18 protein-coding genes and 1 pseudogene are annotated in these 17,054 nt (G+C 43.8%); 7 read left to right on the top strand and 12 right to left on the bottom strand.

From position 1 onward, the window contains the following. Window positions 1–36 precede the first annotated feature (36 nt). The 3 genes from lsrD to lsrA are packed head-to-tail and all read right to left on the bottom strand — an operon-like array spanning window position 37 to window position 3,580. Window positions 37–1,056 (bottom strand): autoinducer 2 ABC transporter permease LsrD, encoded by a 1,020-nt coding sequence (gene lsrD, locus Xhom_RS04920; protein WP_272481877.1) that lies wholly within the window; start codon window positions 1,054–1,056, stop codon window positions 37–39. Then, window positions 1,053–2,066, bottom strand: a complete 1,014-nt coding sequence (gene lsrC / locus Xhom_RS04915) for an autoinducer 2 ABC transporter permease LsrC (protein WP_069317657.1) — start codon at window positions 2,064–2,066, stop codon at window positions 1,053–1,055. Before lsrC ends, lsrD begins: the two co-directional genes overlap by 4 nt. Continuing rightward, entirely contained in the window at window positions 2,060–3,580 is a 1,521-nt protein-coding gene (gene lsrA / locus Xhom_RS04910; RefSeq protein WP_069318533.1) for an autoinducer 2 ABC transporter ATP-binding protein LsrA, read from the bottom strand. The genes lsrC and lsrA overlap by 7 nt, the downstream gene beginning before the upstream one ends. 312 nt (window positions 3,581–3,892) lie before the next feature. On the opposite strand from lsrA, the gene lsrR reads away from it, so the two are divergent. Together lsrR and lsrK are read left to right on the top strand one after the other, a co-directional pair. Further along, window positions 3,893–4,903 carry a transcriptional regulator LsrR gene (gene lsrR, locus Xhom_RS04905; protein WP_069317656.1) on the top strand — a complete coding sequence of 337 codons (1,011 nt, stop codon included), beginning with the start codon at window positions 3,893–3,895 and terminating at the stop codon, window positions 4,901–4,903. A gap of 74 nt (window positions 4,904–4,977) precedes the next feature. Continuing rightward, window positions 4,978–6,570: an autoinducer-2 kinase gene (gene lsrK / locus Xhom_RS04900; protein ID WP_069317655.1), complete on the top strand. Its 1,593-nt coding sequence runs from the start codon at window positions 4,978–4,980 to the stop codon at window positions 6,568–6,570. 409 nt (window positions 6,571–6,979) lie between these two features. Here lsrK and Xhom_RS04895 read toward each other — a convergent pair whose 3' ends face one another. Beyond that, window positions 6,980–7,528, bottom strand: a complete 549-nt coding sequence (locus Xhom_RS04895; protein WP_069317654.1) for a helix-turn-helix domain-containing protein — start codon at window positions 7,526–7,528, stop codon at window positions 6,980–6,982. 102 nt (window positions 7,529–7,630) lie between these two features. Between Xhom_RS04895 and Xhom_RS04890 the strand changes: the two genes are divergently transcribed. Both Xhom_RS04890 and Xhom_RS04885 read left to right on the top strand, forming a co-directional pair. Next, window positions 7,631–8,293: an AzlC family ABC transporter permease gene (locus Xhom_RS04890; protein WP_069317653.1), complete on the top strand. Its 663-nt coding sequence runs from the start codon at window positions 7,631–7,633 to the stop codon at window positions 8,291–8,293. After that, window positions 8,293–8,616, top strand: coding sequence for an AzlD domain-containing protein (locus Xhom_RS04885; RefSeq protein WP_069317652.1), 324 nt, complete (start codon window positions 8,293–8,295; stop codon window positions 8,614–8,616). The genes Xhom_RS04890 and Xhom_RS04885 overlap by 1 nt, the downstream gene beginning before the upstream one ends. Before the next feature lie 449 nt (window positions 8,617–9,065). On the opposite strand, the gene gorA is transcribed toward Xhom_RS04885, so the two are convergent. Beyond that, window positions 9,066–10,418, bottom strand: coding sequence for a glutathione-disulfide reductase (gorA, locus tag Xhom_RS04880; protein WP_069317651.1), 1,353 nt, complete (start codon window positions 10,416–10,418; stop codon window positions 9,066–9,068). A gap of 180 nt (window positions 10,419–10,598) precedes the next feature. Beyond that, window positions 10,599–11,441 (bottom strand): 23S rRNA (adenine(2030)-N(6))-methyltransferase RlmJ, encoded by an 843-nt coding sequence (locus Xhom_RS04875; RefSeq protein WP_069317650.1) that lies wholly within the window; start codon window positions 11,439–11,441, stop codon window positions 10,599–10,601. Window positions 11,442–11,650: 209 nt separating this feature from the next. Between Xhom_RS04875 and Xhom_RS04870 the strand changes: the two genes are divergently transcribed. Then, window positions 11,651–12,025: a DUF1090 family protein gene (locus Xhom_RS04870; RefSeq protein ID WP_069317649.1), complete on the top strand. Its 375-nt coding sequence runs from the start codon at window positions 11,651–11,653 to the stop codon at window positions 12,023–12,025. Between the two features lie 58 nt (window positions 12,026–12,083). Here Xhom_RS04870 and Xhom_RS04865 read toward each other — a convergent pair whose 3' ends face one another. The 4 genes and pseudogenes from Xhom_RS04865 to Xhom_RS39770 all read right to left on the bottom strand — a co-directional run. Further along, a complete protein-coding gene (locus Xhom_RS04865) occupies window positions 12,084–12,620 on the bottom strand; it encodes a hypothetical protein (RefSeq protein ID WP_232326163.1) in 537 nt (178 codons plus the stop codon). An 875-nt stretch (window positions 12,621–13,495) separates the two neighbouring features. Next, window positions 13,496–14,482 carry a hypothetical protein gene (locus Xhom_RS04860; RefSeq protein ID WP_069317647.1) on the bottom strand — a complete coding sequence of 329 codons (987 nt, stop codon included), beginning with the start codon at window positions 14,480–14,482 and terminating at the stop codon, window positions 13,496–13,498. Window positions 14,483–14,487: 5 nt separating this feature from the next. Further along, entirely contained in the window at window positions 14,488–14,868 is a 381-nt protein-coding gene (locus Xhom_RS36365; RefSeq protein WP_232326160.1) for an RNA-binding protein, read from the bottom strand. A 63-nt stretch (window positions 14,869–14,931) separates the two neighbouring features. After that, window positions 14,932–15,108 (bottom strand): annotated as a pseudogene (locus Xhom_RS39770) (RHS repeat-associated core domain-containing protein); the annotation flags it as partial. Between the two features lie 139 nt (window positions 15,109–15,247). Here Xhom_RS39770 and Xhom_RS04850 point away from each other — a divergent pair. Together Xhom_RS04850 and Xhom_RS04845 are read left to right on the top strand one after the other, a co-directional pair. Continuing rightward, window positions 15,248–15,433, top strand: a complete 186-nt coding sequence (locus tag Xhom_RS04850; RefSeq protein WP_198148719.1) for a hypothetical protein — start codon at window positions 15,248–15,250, stop codon at window positions 15,431–15,433. Window positions 15,434–15,530: 97 nt separating this feature from the next. Continuing rightward, window positions 15,531–15,782 (top strand): SymE family type I addiction module toxin, encoded by a 252-nt coding sequence (locus Xhom_RS04845; RefSeq protein ID WP_232326158.1) that lies wholly within the window; start codon window positions 15,531–15,533, stop codon window positions 15,780–15,782. Window positions 15,783–16,025: 243 nt separating this feature from the next. Here the strand turns inward: Xhom_RS04845 and Xhom_RS04840 are convergent, their stop codons facing one another. Together Xhom_RS04840 and Xhom_RS33290 are read right to left on the bottom strand one after the other, a co-directional pair. Next, the gene (locus Xhom_RS04840) at window positions 16,026–16,394 is read right to left on the bottom strand and encodes a hypothetical protein (RefSeq protein WP_069317644.1); all 369 of its coding nucleotides are present in this window, start codon (window positions 16,392–16,394) and stop codon (window positions 16,026–16,028) included. Window position 16,395: 1 nt separating this feature from the next. After that, a partial coding sequence (locus Xhom_RS33290) for a DUF3990 domain-containing protein (RefSeq protein WP_211287886.1) occupies window positions 16,396–17,054 on the bottom strand: 659 nt, incomplete at its 5' end.

The raw sequence follows: 17,054 nt of genomic DNA, 5'->3' as shown, positions 1-17,054 counted from the left end.
GCCTATCTCCATCTATTTTTGTTTCAGGATCGTCTTTTACGTTTCAGAAATATGTTGTTGTGAAACAGAAGCCCGCCGACGGTGCCACCAACTACGGATTTGATGGCGATGCAGCAAAACAGACCTCCCTATCACCGCTACAATCAGCAAGACACCAGACAACGCACTGGATATCTGATTAGGGACCCCCACCATCTGCAAACCTTGCTGTAAATAGCCCACCAGTAAAACAGCCAGCGCTGTGCCCACAATCGAGCCGGAGCCACCATAAATATTGGCTCCCCCCAACACAACAGCGGTAATGGCTGGCATCAGAAAAGAACTTCCCAAATCAGAACGCGCCGAACCGAAATAGGAAACCAGAATAATCGCTGCTATTGCCGAAGCCAGCCCAATCAAGGCATACAATAAGCACAAGGTTCTATTCACAGGGATCGCACCATAGCGGGCAACACGGCTGTTCTGCCCGATAAGAAAAACATTGCGTCCACGATGAGTTCGATGCATAAACAACCAGAACACCAACGTGAAAAATATAAACATAAGTAGAGGAATAGGTAAGTTGAACAATGTCAGGTTGGAAAAATCAGTAAATACCTCAGGAAAACCGCCAATACCTTCATAGCCCGTCGCTCCGGATAGTCCGGAAAGCAGTAAGGCACTCCCGCCAAACAAGTACATCGTACCGAGTGTAATCACCAACGGATTCACACCCGTATAAAAAATCAGAGCAGCATTAATCAAGCCACAAAACACACCAACGAACAGAGTTAAAGGAATTACTACGTTCATCGGTAAACCTGCCTGATACATGACACCCAGTGAAATTGCGCACAAACCGATGATCGAACCAAAAGAGATATCAATCCCACCGCTGACAATAACCATTGTCAGCGGTAAGGCGACAATGCCGATGCAGATAAAATCACTGGTACTGAACAACAGCACATTAATATCCAGCATCCGTGAGTTAGCCATGCCGAACAGCAGTATTTCCGCCACCAACAGAACCAAGAGAGCCATTTCCCAACTATAACGTTGTACCATATTCATTATGGCCTCCCACTTTTTTCTACTGGTTTCTTTATCTGTTCAAGGAAACTGGCATAACGTTGTTGACGTAAATTCTTCTCAACAGCGCTGCGCAAACGTCCATCGAGTACCAACACGGCCAGCAAGACCAGACCAGCAATAAAATCATTCCACCAGGCCGGCAACCTGAGTAGTACCAGCACACTGTCGATTTGCGTCAGAAAGTACGCCCCGAAAATCGCGCCAATGACGGTTCCCATTCCACCCAACAAGCTGATGCCACCCAATACACAGGCAGCAATGGCCTTCATCTCCAGCCCGGTCCCCGTTTGGTTTGGGATAAAACCGATTTGCGCCACAAAAACAATACCTGCCAATGAGGCCATCACACCATTCATGGAAAATGCGGTAATACAGATACCATTGACTGGAGCGCCAAGTTGACGAGCACCTTGCTGGTTATCACCTGTGGCATAAAATCCACGTCCAAAATCGGTCTTTTTCAACACCCACGTCAGCGCCAGAATCAAAAACATCAATAACCAGCCAATCGGAGAGATGCCAAATAGAACCGGCCTGGCAAGATCTTTCACATCGGTGGGCAAGCCTTCGATCCATTTACCACCGGTCAGAAGCAGCATCAAACCACGATATAAACCAAGCGTACCTAGTGTGGCAACAATGGCAGGAATTTTCAGCCATGCCACCAATACGCCGTTAATCAATCCGGCCATCATCCCAATTAGCAATGTAATTAGGCAAGCAATCGGCAGTGGAAAGCCCGAATTCAGTGACATTCCCATCACTACAGCACACAATCCAGTCGTCGAACCCACTGACACATCAATATTGCGGGTCAACATCACTAATGTCGCCCCCATTGCCAATAAAATAAGAATTTGGGCATTACCAAAAATCATCGTGACAGTCTGGAAGCTGAAAACATGACGATCGAGACTTCCCAGCAGAACAAACAACCCCAAAATAGCGATCAGTGCCGTAGCTTCTCGGTTATTCTGAATTAACTTCAACATGTCACCACCTCAGCTGGTTCTCCAAAAGCCTGTTCTCCAAAAGAGAGATGCATTATCGCGTCCACGCTCATATGAGACTTATCGAGCTGCCCACAAAGTTCCCCGTGATGCATAACCAGAACACGATCTGCCAATTGAACAATTTCATCGAGATCCGAAGAAATCAGAAGGATTGCAACCTTCTGGCTGGCAATGCTGCGGATGAGTTGGTAGATATCATTACGCGCCCCGACATCAACACCGCGTGTCGGTTCATCAATGATAAGCAACGTCGGATTGGCTTCCAGACATTTAGCGATCAAAATCTTCTGCTGATTACCACCAGATAAGGTACGTACGGGCTGATTCATATTGCTGAATCGGATATTAAGTACCCGCCGATAACGTTCCAGCACTGCGGCATCACGGGCCGGATATGTCCAGAAAGTACTCCGGTTGTGCGTCAGAGAATGCACATTCCAGCTCAAAGGAGCATCAAGATACAAACCGGAAGCCTGTCGATCTTCTGGTAGATAAACCAGCCCATTCTGCAACCGTGTCGCCGTATCCAGCTTATTGATCAACTGTTGTTGAAAACGGATTTCACCCCCCGCAATCGGGCGCAAGCCATATAGCGTCTCAGCCAGTTCCGTGCGCCCTGCACCCACAACACCTGCCAATCCGACAATCTCCCCCGCCTGTAGTGTCAGGGAAATATCACGGAATCCTTCTCCACAGAGAGAAGTCACCTCCAGAATCGGCTCCTGTGAGTGGCTATCCGGCACATTGTTTTCAACTTCCGGCCACAAATTTTTCTTGTCAATCAATCCAGTTGATTTCGCCGCGGGTGTAATCGCCTGAATGATTACATCCGTTGTAAAACGTTCAATCAAACCACTAAGAGCAATACCACCATCCCTCATCACACTGACATAATCCGCAATTTTGCGGATTTCAGGCAATTTATGGGAAATAAAGATAATCCCCACCTGTTGCTGCTGTAACTCCCGCATTCGCGCAAACAAACGCTCAGTTTCTACGGGAGTCAATGATGCTGTCGGCTCATCCATAATTAAAATTCGAGAATTACGCATCAATCCACGCATAATCTCCACTATCTGCTGATCTGCCACATTCAAACTGCCCGCCAATGCATTCAAATCAAGCTGGCAATCGAGTTGCACCAACAACTCTCTCATCCGACTTGTACTGATTTGATGTTTAGGTAAGCGAAATAGAATGTTTTCTTTAACAGAAAGATTAGGAAATAACAAAGGCTCCTGTGGCACCAGATAAATGCCCAATTGATGTGCCTTTGCTGGTGTCAGGTGATTGACGACAGCCCCATCCACGAACAAAGTTCCGGCATCCGGCTGTTCAATACCAGCAATGATTTTCATCAGGGTCGATTTTCCCGCACCATTTCCACCCAGCAAGGCGTGAACTTGCCCCGGTATCAGCGTAAAGTCGATCTGCTTCAACACCACTAAACCGGAAAACTGCTTACCAATCCCACGGGCAGTCAAAAGCGGCATACGCCCACAGCACAGAGAAAGATGCTGAGAAAGCGAATTATCGGTATTAGTAGCAGTATTGCTCTGTGACATCACGTACCTCATGGAATTTTGGGCTTGCGTTTCTGACACCGATGCTAATCATGAACATTTATTTATTTTAAAAACTTTTGTTCAAAACTCTAATCCAAAAAATGAGATTTTTTCAATATTTAGATCACATTTTGTGAAAAAGTTAGAACTACATTAAAATATGTTCAAAATTTTGCGAAATACCTCTAGTACATCAGAGGTTTTCATGCTTATTCTTTCCCAGTGGATAAAGAAGTTGTTATGTCGATCAAATCAAGCAAGAAACAATCAGTATCAGAGAGAAGCGTATTATCCGAGGAAATTGACTATTCAGGTCACAGCTATCCAGGAAACAGCATGAGTGAAGAAGAACTAATGGCCCGTATCGCCTGGTTTTACTATCACGATAGTCTGACTCAAGGGGACATCGGTGAATTGCTTGGCCTCAGCCGTCTCAAAGTCTCCCGCCTGCTAGAGAAAGGGCGGCAGTCTGGTGTGATCCGCGTTCAGATCAATTCACGCTATGAAGGGTGTTTGGAGTTAGAAGATGCTTTGCAAAAACGCTTTAATCTTAAACAGGTACGTATATTACCCACCCTTGATGGCATGAACCTGAATGCCCGTCTCGGAGTCGGAGCCGCTCACCTGCTGATGGCGCTGATTGAACCTCACCAGCTACTGGCAATAGGATTTGGTGAAACCCCGATGTGCACTTTGCAGCACTTAAGCGGTTTTATCTCATCCCAGCAAATTCGGCTGGTGACGCTGTCCGGCGGAGTTGGCCCTTACATGACGGGTATCGGCCAACTTGATGCGGACTGCCCTGTCAGCATCATTCCTGCACCACTGCGCGCCTCAACCCATCAAGTCGCGGCGACATTCCGCGAAGAACGCAGTGTTCGGGATGTGATTTTAGCGGCTTGTGCCGCCGATATCGCCGTCGTCGGAATTGGTGCAATCAACCAGAAGCAACAAGCAACCATCATGCGTTCCGGCTATATCAGCAACGGGGAACAACTGATGTTTGGCCGTAAAGGAGCCGTCGGGGATATTCTGGGCTACTTCTTCAACGCGGAAGGTGAACTGGTCAGCGATATCAATATCCATCAAGAATTGATCGGTATCTCCCTGCCAGAAATGAAAACTATCCCGAATGTGATTGGTGTGGCAGGTGGTATCGAAAAAGCTGACGCTATCGTCGCCGCATTGAAAGGAGGCTACATCAATTCATTGGTGACAGAAGAGCAGACCGCGAGAGCAATGCTGACTTGATCGACTAATAATATCTATCCATTCCCTGTGCCCTATCAAATAAGAAGAAGATAACGACAGACGAGGATAGCATCATGAATCAAAGCGCTCATGCTCACCCATCAAGGAAGTATCTGATGGCGCTTGATGCAGGAACTGGCAGTATCCGTGCAGTTATATTTGATCTTGAAGGTAATCAGATCGCCGTCGGACAGGCTGAGTGGATACACCAGCCCGTGCCGAATGTTGCGGGTTCAATGGAATTTGATCTAAAAACAAACTGGCAACTGGCCTGCCAATGTATCCGGCAGGCTCTGCAAAAGGCGGATTTGCCCGCCAGTGCGATTCAGGGCGTTGCCGCCTGTTCCATGCGGGAAGGCATCGTCCTTTATAATCGCGACGGCGATCCTATCTGGGCATGTGCCAACGTAGATGCTCGCTCCAGCCATGAAGTCAGTGAGCTTAAGGAGCTGTATAACAATACCTTCGAGTATGATGTTTATCGTTATTCCGGCCAGACTTTAGCTCTGGGCGCGATGCCCCGCCTGTTGTGGCTCGCACATCACCGTCCTGATATCTATCGGCAAGCCAGCACCCTGACTATGATCAGCGATTGGCTGGCTTATATGTTGAGTGGCGAACTGGCTGTTGATCCCTCTAACGCCGGTACAACAGGAATGCTGGATTTAGTCAGTCGTGACTGGCGCCCCAATCTACTGGAAATGGCCGGGCTGCGCTCCGATATCCTCTCTCCGGTCAAAGAAACCGGTACCTTGCTTGGCTATATTACGGACAAAGCAGCGGCAGAATGTGGCCTGAACAGCGGTACACCGGTGATTATGGGCGGTGGAGACGTTCAACTTGGCTGCCTTGGTATTGGCGTCGTCCATCCTGCCCAAACCGCAGTATTGGGAGGGACATTCTGGCAACAGGTTGTTAATCTGCCAGCACCGATGACGGATCCCAATATGAACATCCGCATCAACCCGCATGTTATCCCCGGCATGGCACAAGCAGAATCCATCAGCTTCTTCACAGGTCTCACTATGCGTTGGTTCCGAGATGCCTTCTGCGCGGAAGAAAAACTGATGGCAGACCGCTTGGGCGTCGATGCCTACAGCTTACTGGAGGATATGGCGGCACGGGTTCCGGCTGGAGCACATGGTGTCATGCCAATTTTCTCCGATGTAATGCGATTTAAATCGTGGTATCACGCCGCCCCATCCTTCCTTAACCTCTCAATTGATCCGGAAAAATGTAACAAAGCCACATTATTCCGGGCGCTGGAAGAGAATGCCGCTATCGTCTCAGCGTGTAACCTCGACATGGTTTCCACCTTCTCCGGCGTCCAAGCGGATTCACTGGTTTTCGCGGGCGGTGGTTCAAAAGGCAAACTCTGGTGCCAGATTCTCTCTGACGTTACCGGACTGCCTGTACGCGTTCCGGTGGTTAAAGAAGCGACGGCACTGGGCTGTGCAATTGCAGCCGGTGTCGGCGTTGGCTTATATGATTCACTACCTGCAACCGGAGAAAGATTGGTGCGCTGGGAACGGGAATATCAACCAAACTTAAGCCATCGTGAGACTTACCAGAAAGCAAAGAGAGATTGGCAGGCCGTGTATGCTGATCAACTGCATTTGGTGGATGATGGCTTGACGACCTCGTTGTGGAAAGCACCGGGGTTGTGATCCAACAGTTAATTGTCTAACGGTCAGAACGATGAAAATTTAAAATGTGACCAACATCGTTCGATTTGATTAAAACGCTCAAATCGAACGATGTTGAAGAAAAAACCATGAACATACTTTCTGTTCAATGAAGCCAAAATCAATATAGAAGCAGGCAATCTAGGGGTATGGTTTGGCAGTTATATCCCCCGCAAAATTTTCCATAAAGCTAGAAGAACCCTGTGAGCTCACACCATTTACATTAGAAAAAATTATTGTACCAAGAACAATCTTATCGTTCGTTACAAGGTTTTTAATAGAAAATTCAAAATGTCCAGATTATTATTCGAAAAGCGGTGGCAGCGGATATGTCCACTGTAGAATACTATTTGCAACAGTCCCATCTCTTTCAAAAACACATGAAATAATGTTAACTCTGCTCAGCTACTAAAATCGCTTGAGTATCTGGCTCCAACGCTTTGAAAACATGCTCTAGATCCGCCGGATAACAGATGTAATCACCTTCGCCTAACTCTTCTGGTGCTTCCGTTAACCCTACCAACGCCCGACCGTGGGTGACGATAATATGCTCCACTGAACCAGATGGATGTGGATGAGAAACGCGATCTGCCCCCGGTTGAGTCGTCAACAGGTAGATATCACGACGTGCTCCCGGTGGACAAGTTGCCAGTAAAATTGCCTGATAGTTCGCCTGATCTGCCAGTACCTTAGTACCTTCACCGCGTCGAATCACCTGTGTTTTGTTGCTCTGCGGTTCCAGCAGACGGGCAAAAGGGATATTCAGCGCTACACACAACGCCCAGAGCGTTTCTATACTGGGATTCCCATTACCAGCTTCCAGTTGTGATAACGTGGATTTTGCAATACCCGCACGCCGGGCGACTTCCGCCAGTGAGAAACCTGTACGTGCACGCTCACGAACTAAACTCTTCGCAATTACGCTAATTGGCTGTGTCATGCTATTACCCTTAGTTCGATAAAAAGAACATAACGTTCGACTTGATGCAACCTTCAATTGTGTTCATTATAATGAATATTCGTTCGATATGGATAACATTGTATGTTTACTCACTATTTCTCCTGCCTGAAAGGAGACATTAAAAAAGCAATATTTCTGGTTTGTCTGGCTGTGGGCGTGGTTGGCATTTCTTACGGATCGCTGGCTATGGCTTATGGCTTTCCCTTATGGGTTCCACTCGCCTTATCCACATTAGTGCTGGCGGGAGCATCGGAGTTTATGTTTATTGGTATTGTAGCCAGCGGCGGTAATCCACTTGCAGCAGCAGTGGCAGGATTATTGGTGAATGCCCGCCATTTTCCTTTCGGAGTGGCCGTGCGCGAGTTGGTAGGAAAACACATGATGGGGTTTATGGGATGCCACATTATGAATGATGAAAGTGTGGTTTTCGGTATGTCACAGGCGACGCCTGAACAGCGCAAAGCCGCCTACTGGCTATGTGGTATCGGCGTTGCTATCTTCTGGCCACTTGGCGTAGTTATTGGCTGTGTGATCGGTAAATTTCTTCCTATGCCGGAAACTATCGGTCTAGATGCTGTTTTCCCTGCGATTTTGCTGGCGTTGGTCATCCCATCACTCAAGAACAAAATCACACTTACACGCGCTTCCAGCGGAGCGGCGCTATCGCTTGCAGCCGTACCTTTCACGCCCGTGGGATTACCGATATTGATATCACTGTTGGGACTACTTACGAGGAAGAAATAATGGCGAGCTATACCCAGATCATTATCGGCATTGTGGTCTTGTCGGTTGGTACTTATTTGATGCGCCTCGGTGGAGCAAAACTGGGCAATCGGCTAGCATTATCAGAACACTCCCAGTCACTGCTTAAAGATGCTGCGACCACATTATTATTCGCTGTAGCACTTGCCGCCACCTTCTACGAAGGTGAACATTTTGCTGGTATGGCTCGCGTATTGGGTGTTGCCGTCGCTGTGTTTCTTGCTTGGCGAAAAATGCCACTGATTATCGTGATTTTGGTTGCAGCAATCGTAACGGCCCTGCTGCGTTATGCAGGTATAAAATAAAAAAGACACGGATATAAATCATGGCAGGAGGGAAATTCATACTCCTGTTTTGCAGAAGGAATTGCATGTAACTATTTTTCAGAGCGAACATTTTCAGAGCGTTATTGCCCTCAGAAATGTTCGCTGATTTTTTAAAGCGTACTACCAATCGTATTCCTTATTCGGCTCAATTGCGTTTCTTCAAACCTTAAATTCCAGCTTTCAGCCCGCTCTTCGACATCCAAAATTTGTTTCGCGTTGGCTGTCACTTTTTATTGCGGTTGACCAAGCATGGACTAAAAACACTGCATCCTTGTATTTCTATAATCTTCCGTTTGAAAACCATTAATCAGTGATAGCATTCATGACAATTTCAGGTGCCATTGGATGCCCATTCACTAAGCAAGTAGCCACAAAAAAGGCCAGAATACTCTGACCTTTCGCTCTTAAGAAATAAGTGGATATTCCTCTTATCTCATAGTCACAAACTCTTCCGCCGCAGTCGGATGGATCGCAACCGTATTATCAAAATCCTTTTTCGTTGCCCCCATTTTCAGTGCAACTGCAAAGCCTTGTAAGATCTCATCCATTCCAAAACCAATACCGTGGATACCGACAATCTTCTCATCTTTTCCCACACAAACCAGCTTCATTCGGCATGGCTGGCGGTGTTGTGTCACGGCAGTATACATTGCGGTAAATGATGATGTATAAACCTTAACCTGATCATCACCATACTCCGTTTTTGCCTGTGGTTCTGTCAAGCCCACAGTCCCAATTGGAGGATGGCTAAATACTACCGTTGGCACATTGGAATAGTCCAAATGCTCGTCAGGTTTGTTGTTAAACAGGCGCTCTGATAAACGACGCCCTGCCGCAATAGCTACGGGTGTCAGCTCCACCGCTCCCGTGTTATCACCAACCGCATAAACACCGTTAACATTGGTATTCTGATATTTATCGACCTGGATATAACCTTTCTCATTCAGCCCAACACCCGTTGCCGCCAAATTCAGATTATCCGTCATTGGCTCACGCCCAATTGCCCAGATCAATGCATCAACCGTCTGCTCCCGACCATCCTGCAATTGCAGTGTCAGACTACCATCACTATTTTTAATCACGGAATTGACTATTGCTTCCGTATGTAATGTCGGCCCTTCATTTTTAATGACTTCTAGCAACGTTTCTACGATCAACGGATCAAAAGAACGCAGCGGTGCATGTTTGCGAACGAACAGGTGCGTCTCACTACCCAGCGCATGCAAAACGCCAGCAATTTCCACTGCGATATAACCTGCACCCACCACAGCAACACGCTTTGGCATTTCATCCAGTTCAAAGAAACCATCTGAGTCAATGCCATATTCCGCCCCAGGAATGTCTGGACGCACCGGACGCCCACCTGTCGCGATCAGGATATGGTCAGCCGTGATTTTCTCGCCATTAACCTCGACGGTATGGGCATCAACAAAATGGGCATACCCTTGAATAACATTCACCTGATTGTTACCCAGAACACGCTCATACGACTGATGGATACGGTCAATATAGGCAGTGCGACTCGCAATCAACTTCTGCCAGTCAAAATGATTAACTGTAGTATCAAAACCATAGTCGGGACCGTAATGATGAATAGATTCCGCAATCTGGGCAGCATGCCACATCACTTTCTTAGGTACACAGCCCACATTAACACATGTTCCACCTAATGCTTTTGCTTCAATCAGGGCACACTTCTGCCCATATATGGCTGCACGGTTAATGGAAGCAATGCCACCACTGCCGCCACCAATTGCAATATAATCGTAATGTTTACTCATCTTAGGTCACTTCCGTCTAATCAATTAACTTACTGGCTAAAGTTCAACCTGACGCTTATTATTACAAAAAGTTATCACTGACTGTGGACGATTCTCGCTTTCACTGCCATAGGCCACAGCTATTGAGTGAAAATATACTAAATAATAACAACATATTATATGTCGCGTTAAGCTCTCACCTTATTCAGGAATAATCCATTCCACTGAGGTATGCCCAGTTCCTTCAGGAACCAGCACCTGATGCAGCCACGGCAACACCGCCTTCATCTGTTGTTCCAATTTCCACGGTGGATTGATAACGATCATACCTGATGCAGTCATACCCCGCTGATCGCTATCAGGACGCACGCCAAGTTCAATTTGTAAAACCTTACGAATGCCTGTCGCTTCCAGATCCTTCACCAAACGTTTAATTTTCTGACGCAATACAACTGGATACCACAGTGCATAAGTCCCTGTCGCAAAACGTTTATGCCCTTCCCAAATGCCCTTAACGACACTCTGATAATCCGATTTCAATTCATAGGGGGGATCGATCAGTACAAATCCACGTCGACTTCTTGGTGGCAGTTTTGATTTCAACTGCTGATAGCCATCTTCCCGCAGGACACGCGCACGACTATCTCGAGAAAATTCAGTACGTAGCAAGGGAAAATCACTGGAATGCAATTCGCTCAAATTTAGCTCGTCATACTCCCGCAATAAATGACGGGCAATCAGGGGAGATCCCGGATAATAACGCAAGGAACCATTTGGATTCATCGCCTTAACGACATCTATGTACGCCGTAAATTCCTCAGGAATATCATCACGTTGCCAAATCCGTGCAATGCCTTCCAGGTACTCTCCCGTACGTTCAGCATGTTCCCCGCTCAATTGATAACGTCCTGCACCAGCATGAGTATCCAGATATAGGAATGGTTTTTCTTTTGCTTTAAGTGATTCAATGATCAGACTTTGCACCGTGTGCTTCAGCACATCAGCGTGATTGCCGGCATGGAAACTGTGACGATAACTTAACATTCGATTTAACCCCGAGAGCAGAATATTGATAACTTGCCTGATGCCCTAACCAGACAACTAAAGGGGCATTATGCCTCATTCTCTCCAAAAAAGATAAAAGCCTACTTCAGCTCCCTTTCCGTTGTTAACCTAGCTGAATTTTCAGGATCAAATCGAAATCAGCGTATAAAATTTTGGATAAGTGTTCTAAATAATCTTAGGAATAATTCATGATGTCGAAAACTGTGATCCTATCTGCGTTGATCGTTTTCAGTGTGAGTGTTGCCGACGCAAACCCAAGTAAAGCAGGATGTGAGACAAAGAAAAAGACGCTGGAGAAACAGCTCAAATATGCACAAGCAGATAAAGACGAACGCTTGATAACAGGGTTAACTCGGACCTTAGAAAATATAAAAGCAACATGTGATCTGAAAAAACGTCTTGAAAATCAAGATAGCAAACTAGACAGAAAGCCAAATAATTCAGCTAACAATCCATCACCACTAAAACAAATAAATAACAAAAATCAGTCCCACAAGCGTACTAAAAACAGCACAATTGAGCGCAACAAACATAACAAAAAAGTGCAGGCCAAACAGAAATAGCAGACCTGCACTAAATACGCATCAACTCAGCTCTTCTACCCAGCGAAACGGAAGATATTTACAACATTCTTCCTCTAACTTGCTGTGGATTGGCAGGAGAAATCTTGTAGTAAGTTTTATCGCTCATGAGTGGCTTATTTTCAATTTCTACTGAAAGAATGGCGTTATCTTTAGAAATAGCATAGTGGCTAAAGTAACCGCCTTCTTTTTCATAAGGGTAATGAAAATTAGGCTTGAGAAATTTTTTTACATAAGCTTCATCTGAGGGATGATACTCATCCGAATAAATTACTTTCTGGTTTCTGACAAAAATAATTCTATAAAACAGACTGGCTTTTTTATTAAATGCAGCACCGATAATGCCTTCAATATCCTTGTGTTCCATTCCTTTATCGATGATATACATTTTGTCCCAGTCAAAAGAAGTAATTTTATTCATATCAATCCAACAAGTTGTATTCATCTGACAATGCCTATCGGCATAATCAATAATACTCAACCGACTGTTATTAAAAGATAAAAACAAAATGACAACTCCCAATATTAACGCAGAAACAATAATATTGTTTTTGTTGACAACATGGAAAAACATCATTCCCCCCTTCATAATCAAATTTGATATGAGAAAACGGCTATGGAATTTTAACCTTGAAAATCAACGCATTAATCTAAATCTATCGGAACCGTCTTCATCACCGCCCTTCATGCCATGACATTGACAAACACAAGAGAAAAAGCTCCCATCGCCTTTCAAAAACAACCTGAAATTTTGGAGGTTACAATATGTCATGAAGGTATATCTTGAATTGTGGTTGCAATACCACATCACTCATATACTCGTTGTCTTTCAAGTTGCAGCTTTGTTGGCTACAGTCACTCACTCCAGCCACAGTGTTATCTATGTGACTTCGGATTCAATCTCTTTCCGTCCTGATGCAACTCGAAATATATTGGGTATACAATGACTTATTCTCTATATTAGTGCGGCTTTACAAGATAAAATTTGACATCTATTTCTGTTTTTTCAGCATCAAGAGCACTATGGAAAGAGACTCGATACAGAGAAAAAGTATAGTAATTGTACTAGTGTTTATTTTTGTTTCAAATAGAAAAATATGGTAAACAAATAATAAATTAATAAAATCATCACTAATGTGATTTAGTGATAATCTTAACGAAATTAAGTATGTGTCACCTTAAATAAAATACTGGTAATTTATACATATCAATTTGGTTATTGAGATGTTTTACCTCCAACTTAACTATTTTTTCGGGATAAAACGCTGATCCTTCATTTATTGTTCATTTGCAGGATAAAATCGATAGTATTTTTTATATCCTCCTTCAAAATAACCTTCCACGTTTATCAAGGGTCATAAGGCAGGATGATCATAAAAAGCCAAAATATCGCAGGGATCTTTCCGGATTTTTTATACAACAGTGATGTACTTATTATTCTAACCAGCTATTTTATATTTCTACCCTTGACAAATAATAACCAAGATGTAGTCCTTTAAAATGTTCTTTTCTGACGTAGAACTTCATTTTTAAAATAAATGAAAGTATATCAAAAAATAAATCATTCGATTTTCCACAAAACTCTTTTAAGAGTAAAACTTCTTCCGGTTTGTTTTTTAATACATAATATATATAATTCATTACAATTATTTTTGAAACAAAAACATTCATACGTTCTTGTCCAGAAGAAACACAATCCTTTATTACTTTAAAAATTTCACTCTGATTCTCAGAGTACTTCTTAATAAAAAAATCAGGATAAGTGTAATCTACATTATAATCTTCAAAAGGAAGATGATAATCCTCATCATACGAAGTTAAAAAATTAATTGTATCACAATGGAATTTATTAATTTTTATTAGTGTTTCTTCCTGCCCTTTTTTGACATATTGCTTAGCCAAATCATGTATGGAAGATAACATATTCATTACCTTCTCCCTCTGACTTCCTCCCTCATTTTTATCACAGATAAAATAAAGAACATCATCTTCAACAACAAAGTTTTTATCAAAGTTGTCGCCAAATCCGATCTCATAAAAGAGATAGTTAATAAAATCGCTTTTATATTGGTCTAAATTATTCTCTGCATCTATTCTATCAATATTTTTCAGTTGATGAATAAAATAACTTATAAAAAGATTTTTACCTTGATAATAATCATTATTATTTATCGAAAAAACATTTGGTAATACGCGAAGAAAACTATTAAAAGGATCATATGGTTTATAACAATGAAGATCACATGGTATCTTTTTTTCATTTAAACATTCATACCATCTATGAAGACTAAATTCAGAATTATTCCGTGCTTTCAGTGAAATAAGTTCATTAAATTCGTTATCACATCGCACAAATAACACCGTATCATTATCTATTGGATTAGCTCTTTTATTGAATAGTATTTTCAATTTATATATATAGAGATTATTTAGATTCATTTTTATTAATCCAGTTTATGAGAACATTTTTTGGGTCTACCCCATTTCCCTTTAACTTTTTGTTCTCTTCTAGCTTTTATGATTTCATTATTGAATACAGAGTCAGGATTTTTAATCAAATTGTAACCAATGCCTCTGGCCCCAGCTTCATTTGTGTTTTTAGATAATACCCCATCCTTATAACCAGCTTTTCCGACGAAAAATTTCTCTAAATCTTTAGCATTTTGTAATATATCCATTCTTTTCTGTGTAATGGTATAAACAACTCTAAAAACTTCATCATTAGGATTCCAATTAGCTCCAGATAAGTTAACCCAATGATCTACACTTCCTTTTATATGAGGTACAATTTTCCCTCCCGATGCCTCGACTTCACCTTCTCTCATATACTTAACTATCTCATGCGTCTGTGCATTCGTTTTTCCTTTGGCTTTAGCCAAACCTAGCGGGTCAATCCAAGACGTCGGGTTGGACACATAAGCATACGGATTTTCACCCCCCAATAACCCAATCGGATCAGGTGTCAGATAACAATTCGCAACCGGCGAGTAATACCGGAACCGATTGTAGACCAGCCAGCTTTCCTCATCCAGCCACTGCCCTCCGAATTTCAGGCCCGAATTCAGTTCGGGGTTTTCGCCCAGTACGCCGAGACGCAGCCCATACAGACTTTGCGGCGGCTGGCGTCAGACCCGGTGTCCCCCCGCTGCATCAAACAAATCCAGCGGCTCCCCGGTCGGGGCACAGACGGCATACTGCGTCTGAATGTCGCCTGCAAGCTATTTGCTGGAAGGGGCAGAGACCGAAACAGCGAAAGCGCGCTTTGAGGACAGGGAGTTGCTGTGGCAGTTTCAGGCCGAGGAACAGTTACCGGAAGAAGACAAGGAAGTGATTAAGAAGTTGCTGGATGCCTCTTTAACCAAAAAGCAGTTACAGGAGCTGGCAAGGTAATAAAATAAATAGATAAAAAAACCTTTGATTTAACGCGGGGAAAACGTGCTACCAACACCTTAACCCCGCTCACCACAAGCAACTAACAAGGAGTTGAATGATGGCTAAGGCGCATTCTAAGCAAAACCGGGCGGTAAATAAAGCCGCCAAAACAGAACGTTATTACACCGTGGGATACGTGCCGCAAAATGACAAGGCCAGTGCCCCGCCCGCGATACATCTGAAAGGGCAGTGGCTTAAACAGGCCGGGTTTGATATCGGTGGCACACTCACCGTCAAGATTATGGATGGCTGTTTGGTGCTTATTCCTGACAGCGACAACACCCGCACCATCAAGCAACAGTACTAGCGTCAGCAAGACCAGCTCAGTGAGATTAAGCTCAAGATACGGGAGCTGATTGGGGAATATCAGGCCGGATAATCGTAAAAAGCCGGAAGATCACAAAGATTTTCCGGCTTTATTTGCCACTGATGGAGATATTATTCTCCCATGTTCAGCGTCTTCTCTGTTTTGACCCGATGGAATTTATAGAGAAAGTCGGTATATCGCTACCGACTCTATTTTCACTAACATATTCTATGATGCCGTAATTCATTCAAAGATAAATCTTGCTAAGTTATGTTCCTTTTTATACTGTTCTAACCATTCATCAAAACCCTCTGGTTCATAAGCAGGAACACCTTTTTCCCAATACTCATGACCATAAGCCATTAGCATTGCCCAATCATATTCAGATTCATGACCAAGTAATGCAACCGACATATAGCTGTTTTTATAACCATAAACAGCGGGGTGATTTAAAACAAGATATTCTGCCTCACTTTCTGATTTATTAGCGTATTTGACAATAATGGCTTTCAACACCTCAACCCAAGAATAAAAATTAAAGATAAGCTTTTTATTAGGGTTATCTTCGTGTGTGATAATAATTCCATCGACAATATTTTCTTTATCAATCATGTTATGGACACTCATCAGCAAGTGGGTTGACTGAAATTTGATGTGTATCAAACATATCTGCTGCTTTTTGGGTATAAAGGGCAAGTTGCTGGCCTTCAATTTTTGGAGGAGCACCTTTTTTAAAGTCAGATGGGTTCATTAACATTGGACCACTAACAGCATCATAATGATGAACCAGTGTTCCTTTACGGCCTTCTCTAACATATCGCGCCCATTCTTTCATATCTGCAGGCGAGTTTGGATCAAAGACTTTGATATTTAATTTAGCCAGCTCTGAATTAGGTATTTCGAATGTGGTCAGTGTTGGATACTTCTTCTTATTACCCCAATCAAGCGCCTGCTCTTTCAATTCAGTCGAATAAAACCCTTTCATTCCAACCGGGTCAAAGTCTTTTCTACCTAACCCTTTTGACAGGTCTATTTTCATTCCTTTCTCAAAACGTCCCGCATGATAAAACGTTGTTGTATCTGACGATAACCCCAACGGGTCCACGAACCGCACCGGGTTATGCACGTACCCGTACGGGTTAAACCCGCCACTCAGGTTCAGCGGATCCTGATGGTCATACCCCAGCGTCAGGCTGCGGTTCTCTTCGTCGAACAGGGCCGTCAACCTGTGATGGGTATCGTATTCCTGCGTGCGCCTGCGCCCGTCGTTGT

The organism is Xenorhabdus hominickii, from assembly GCF_002632725.1.
Classification (GTDB): domain Bacteria; phylum Pseudomonadota; class Gammaproteobacteria; order Enterobacterales; family Enterobacteriaceae; genus Xenorhabdus; species Xenorhabdus hominickii.
This window is presented reverse-complemented; position numbering and strand designations above follow the sequence as displayed.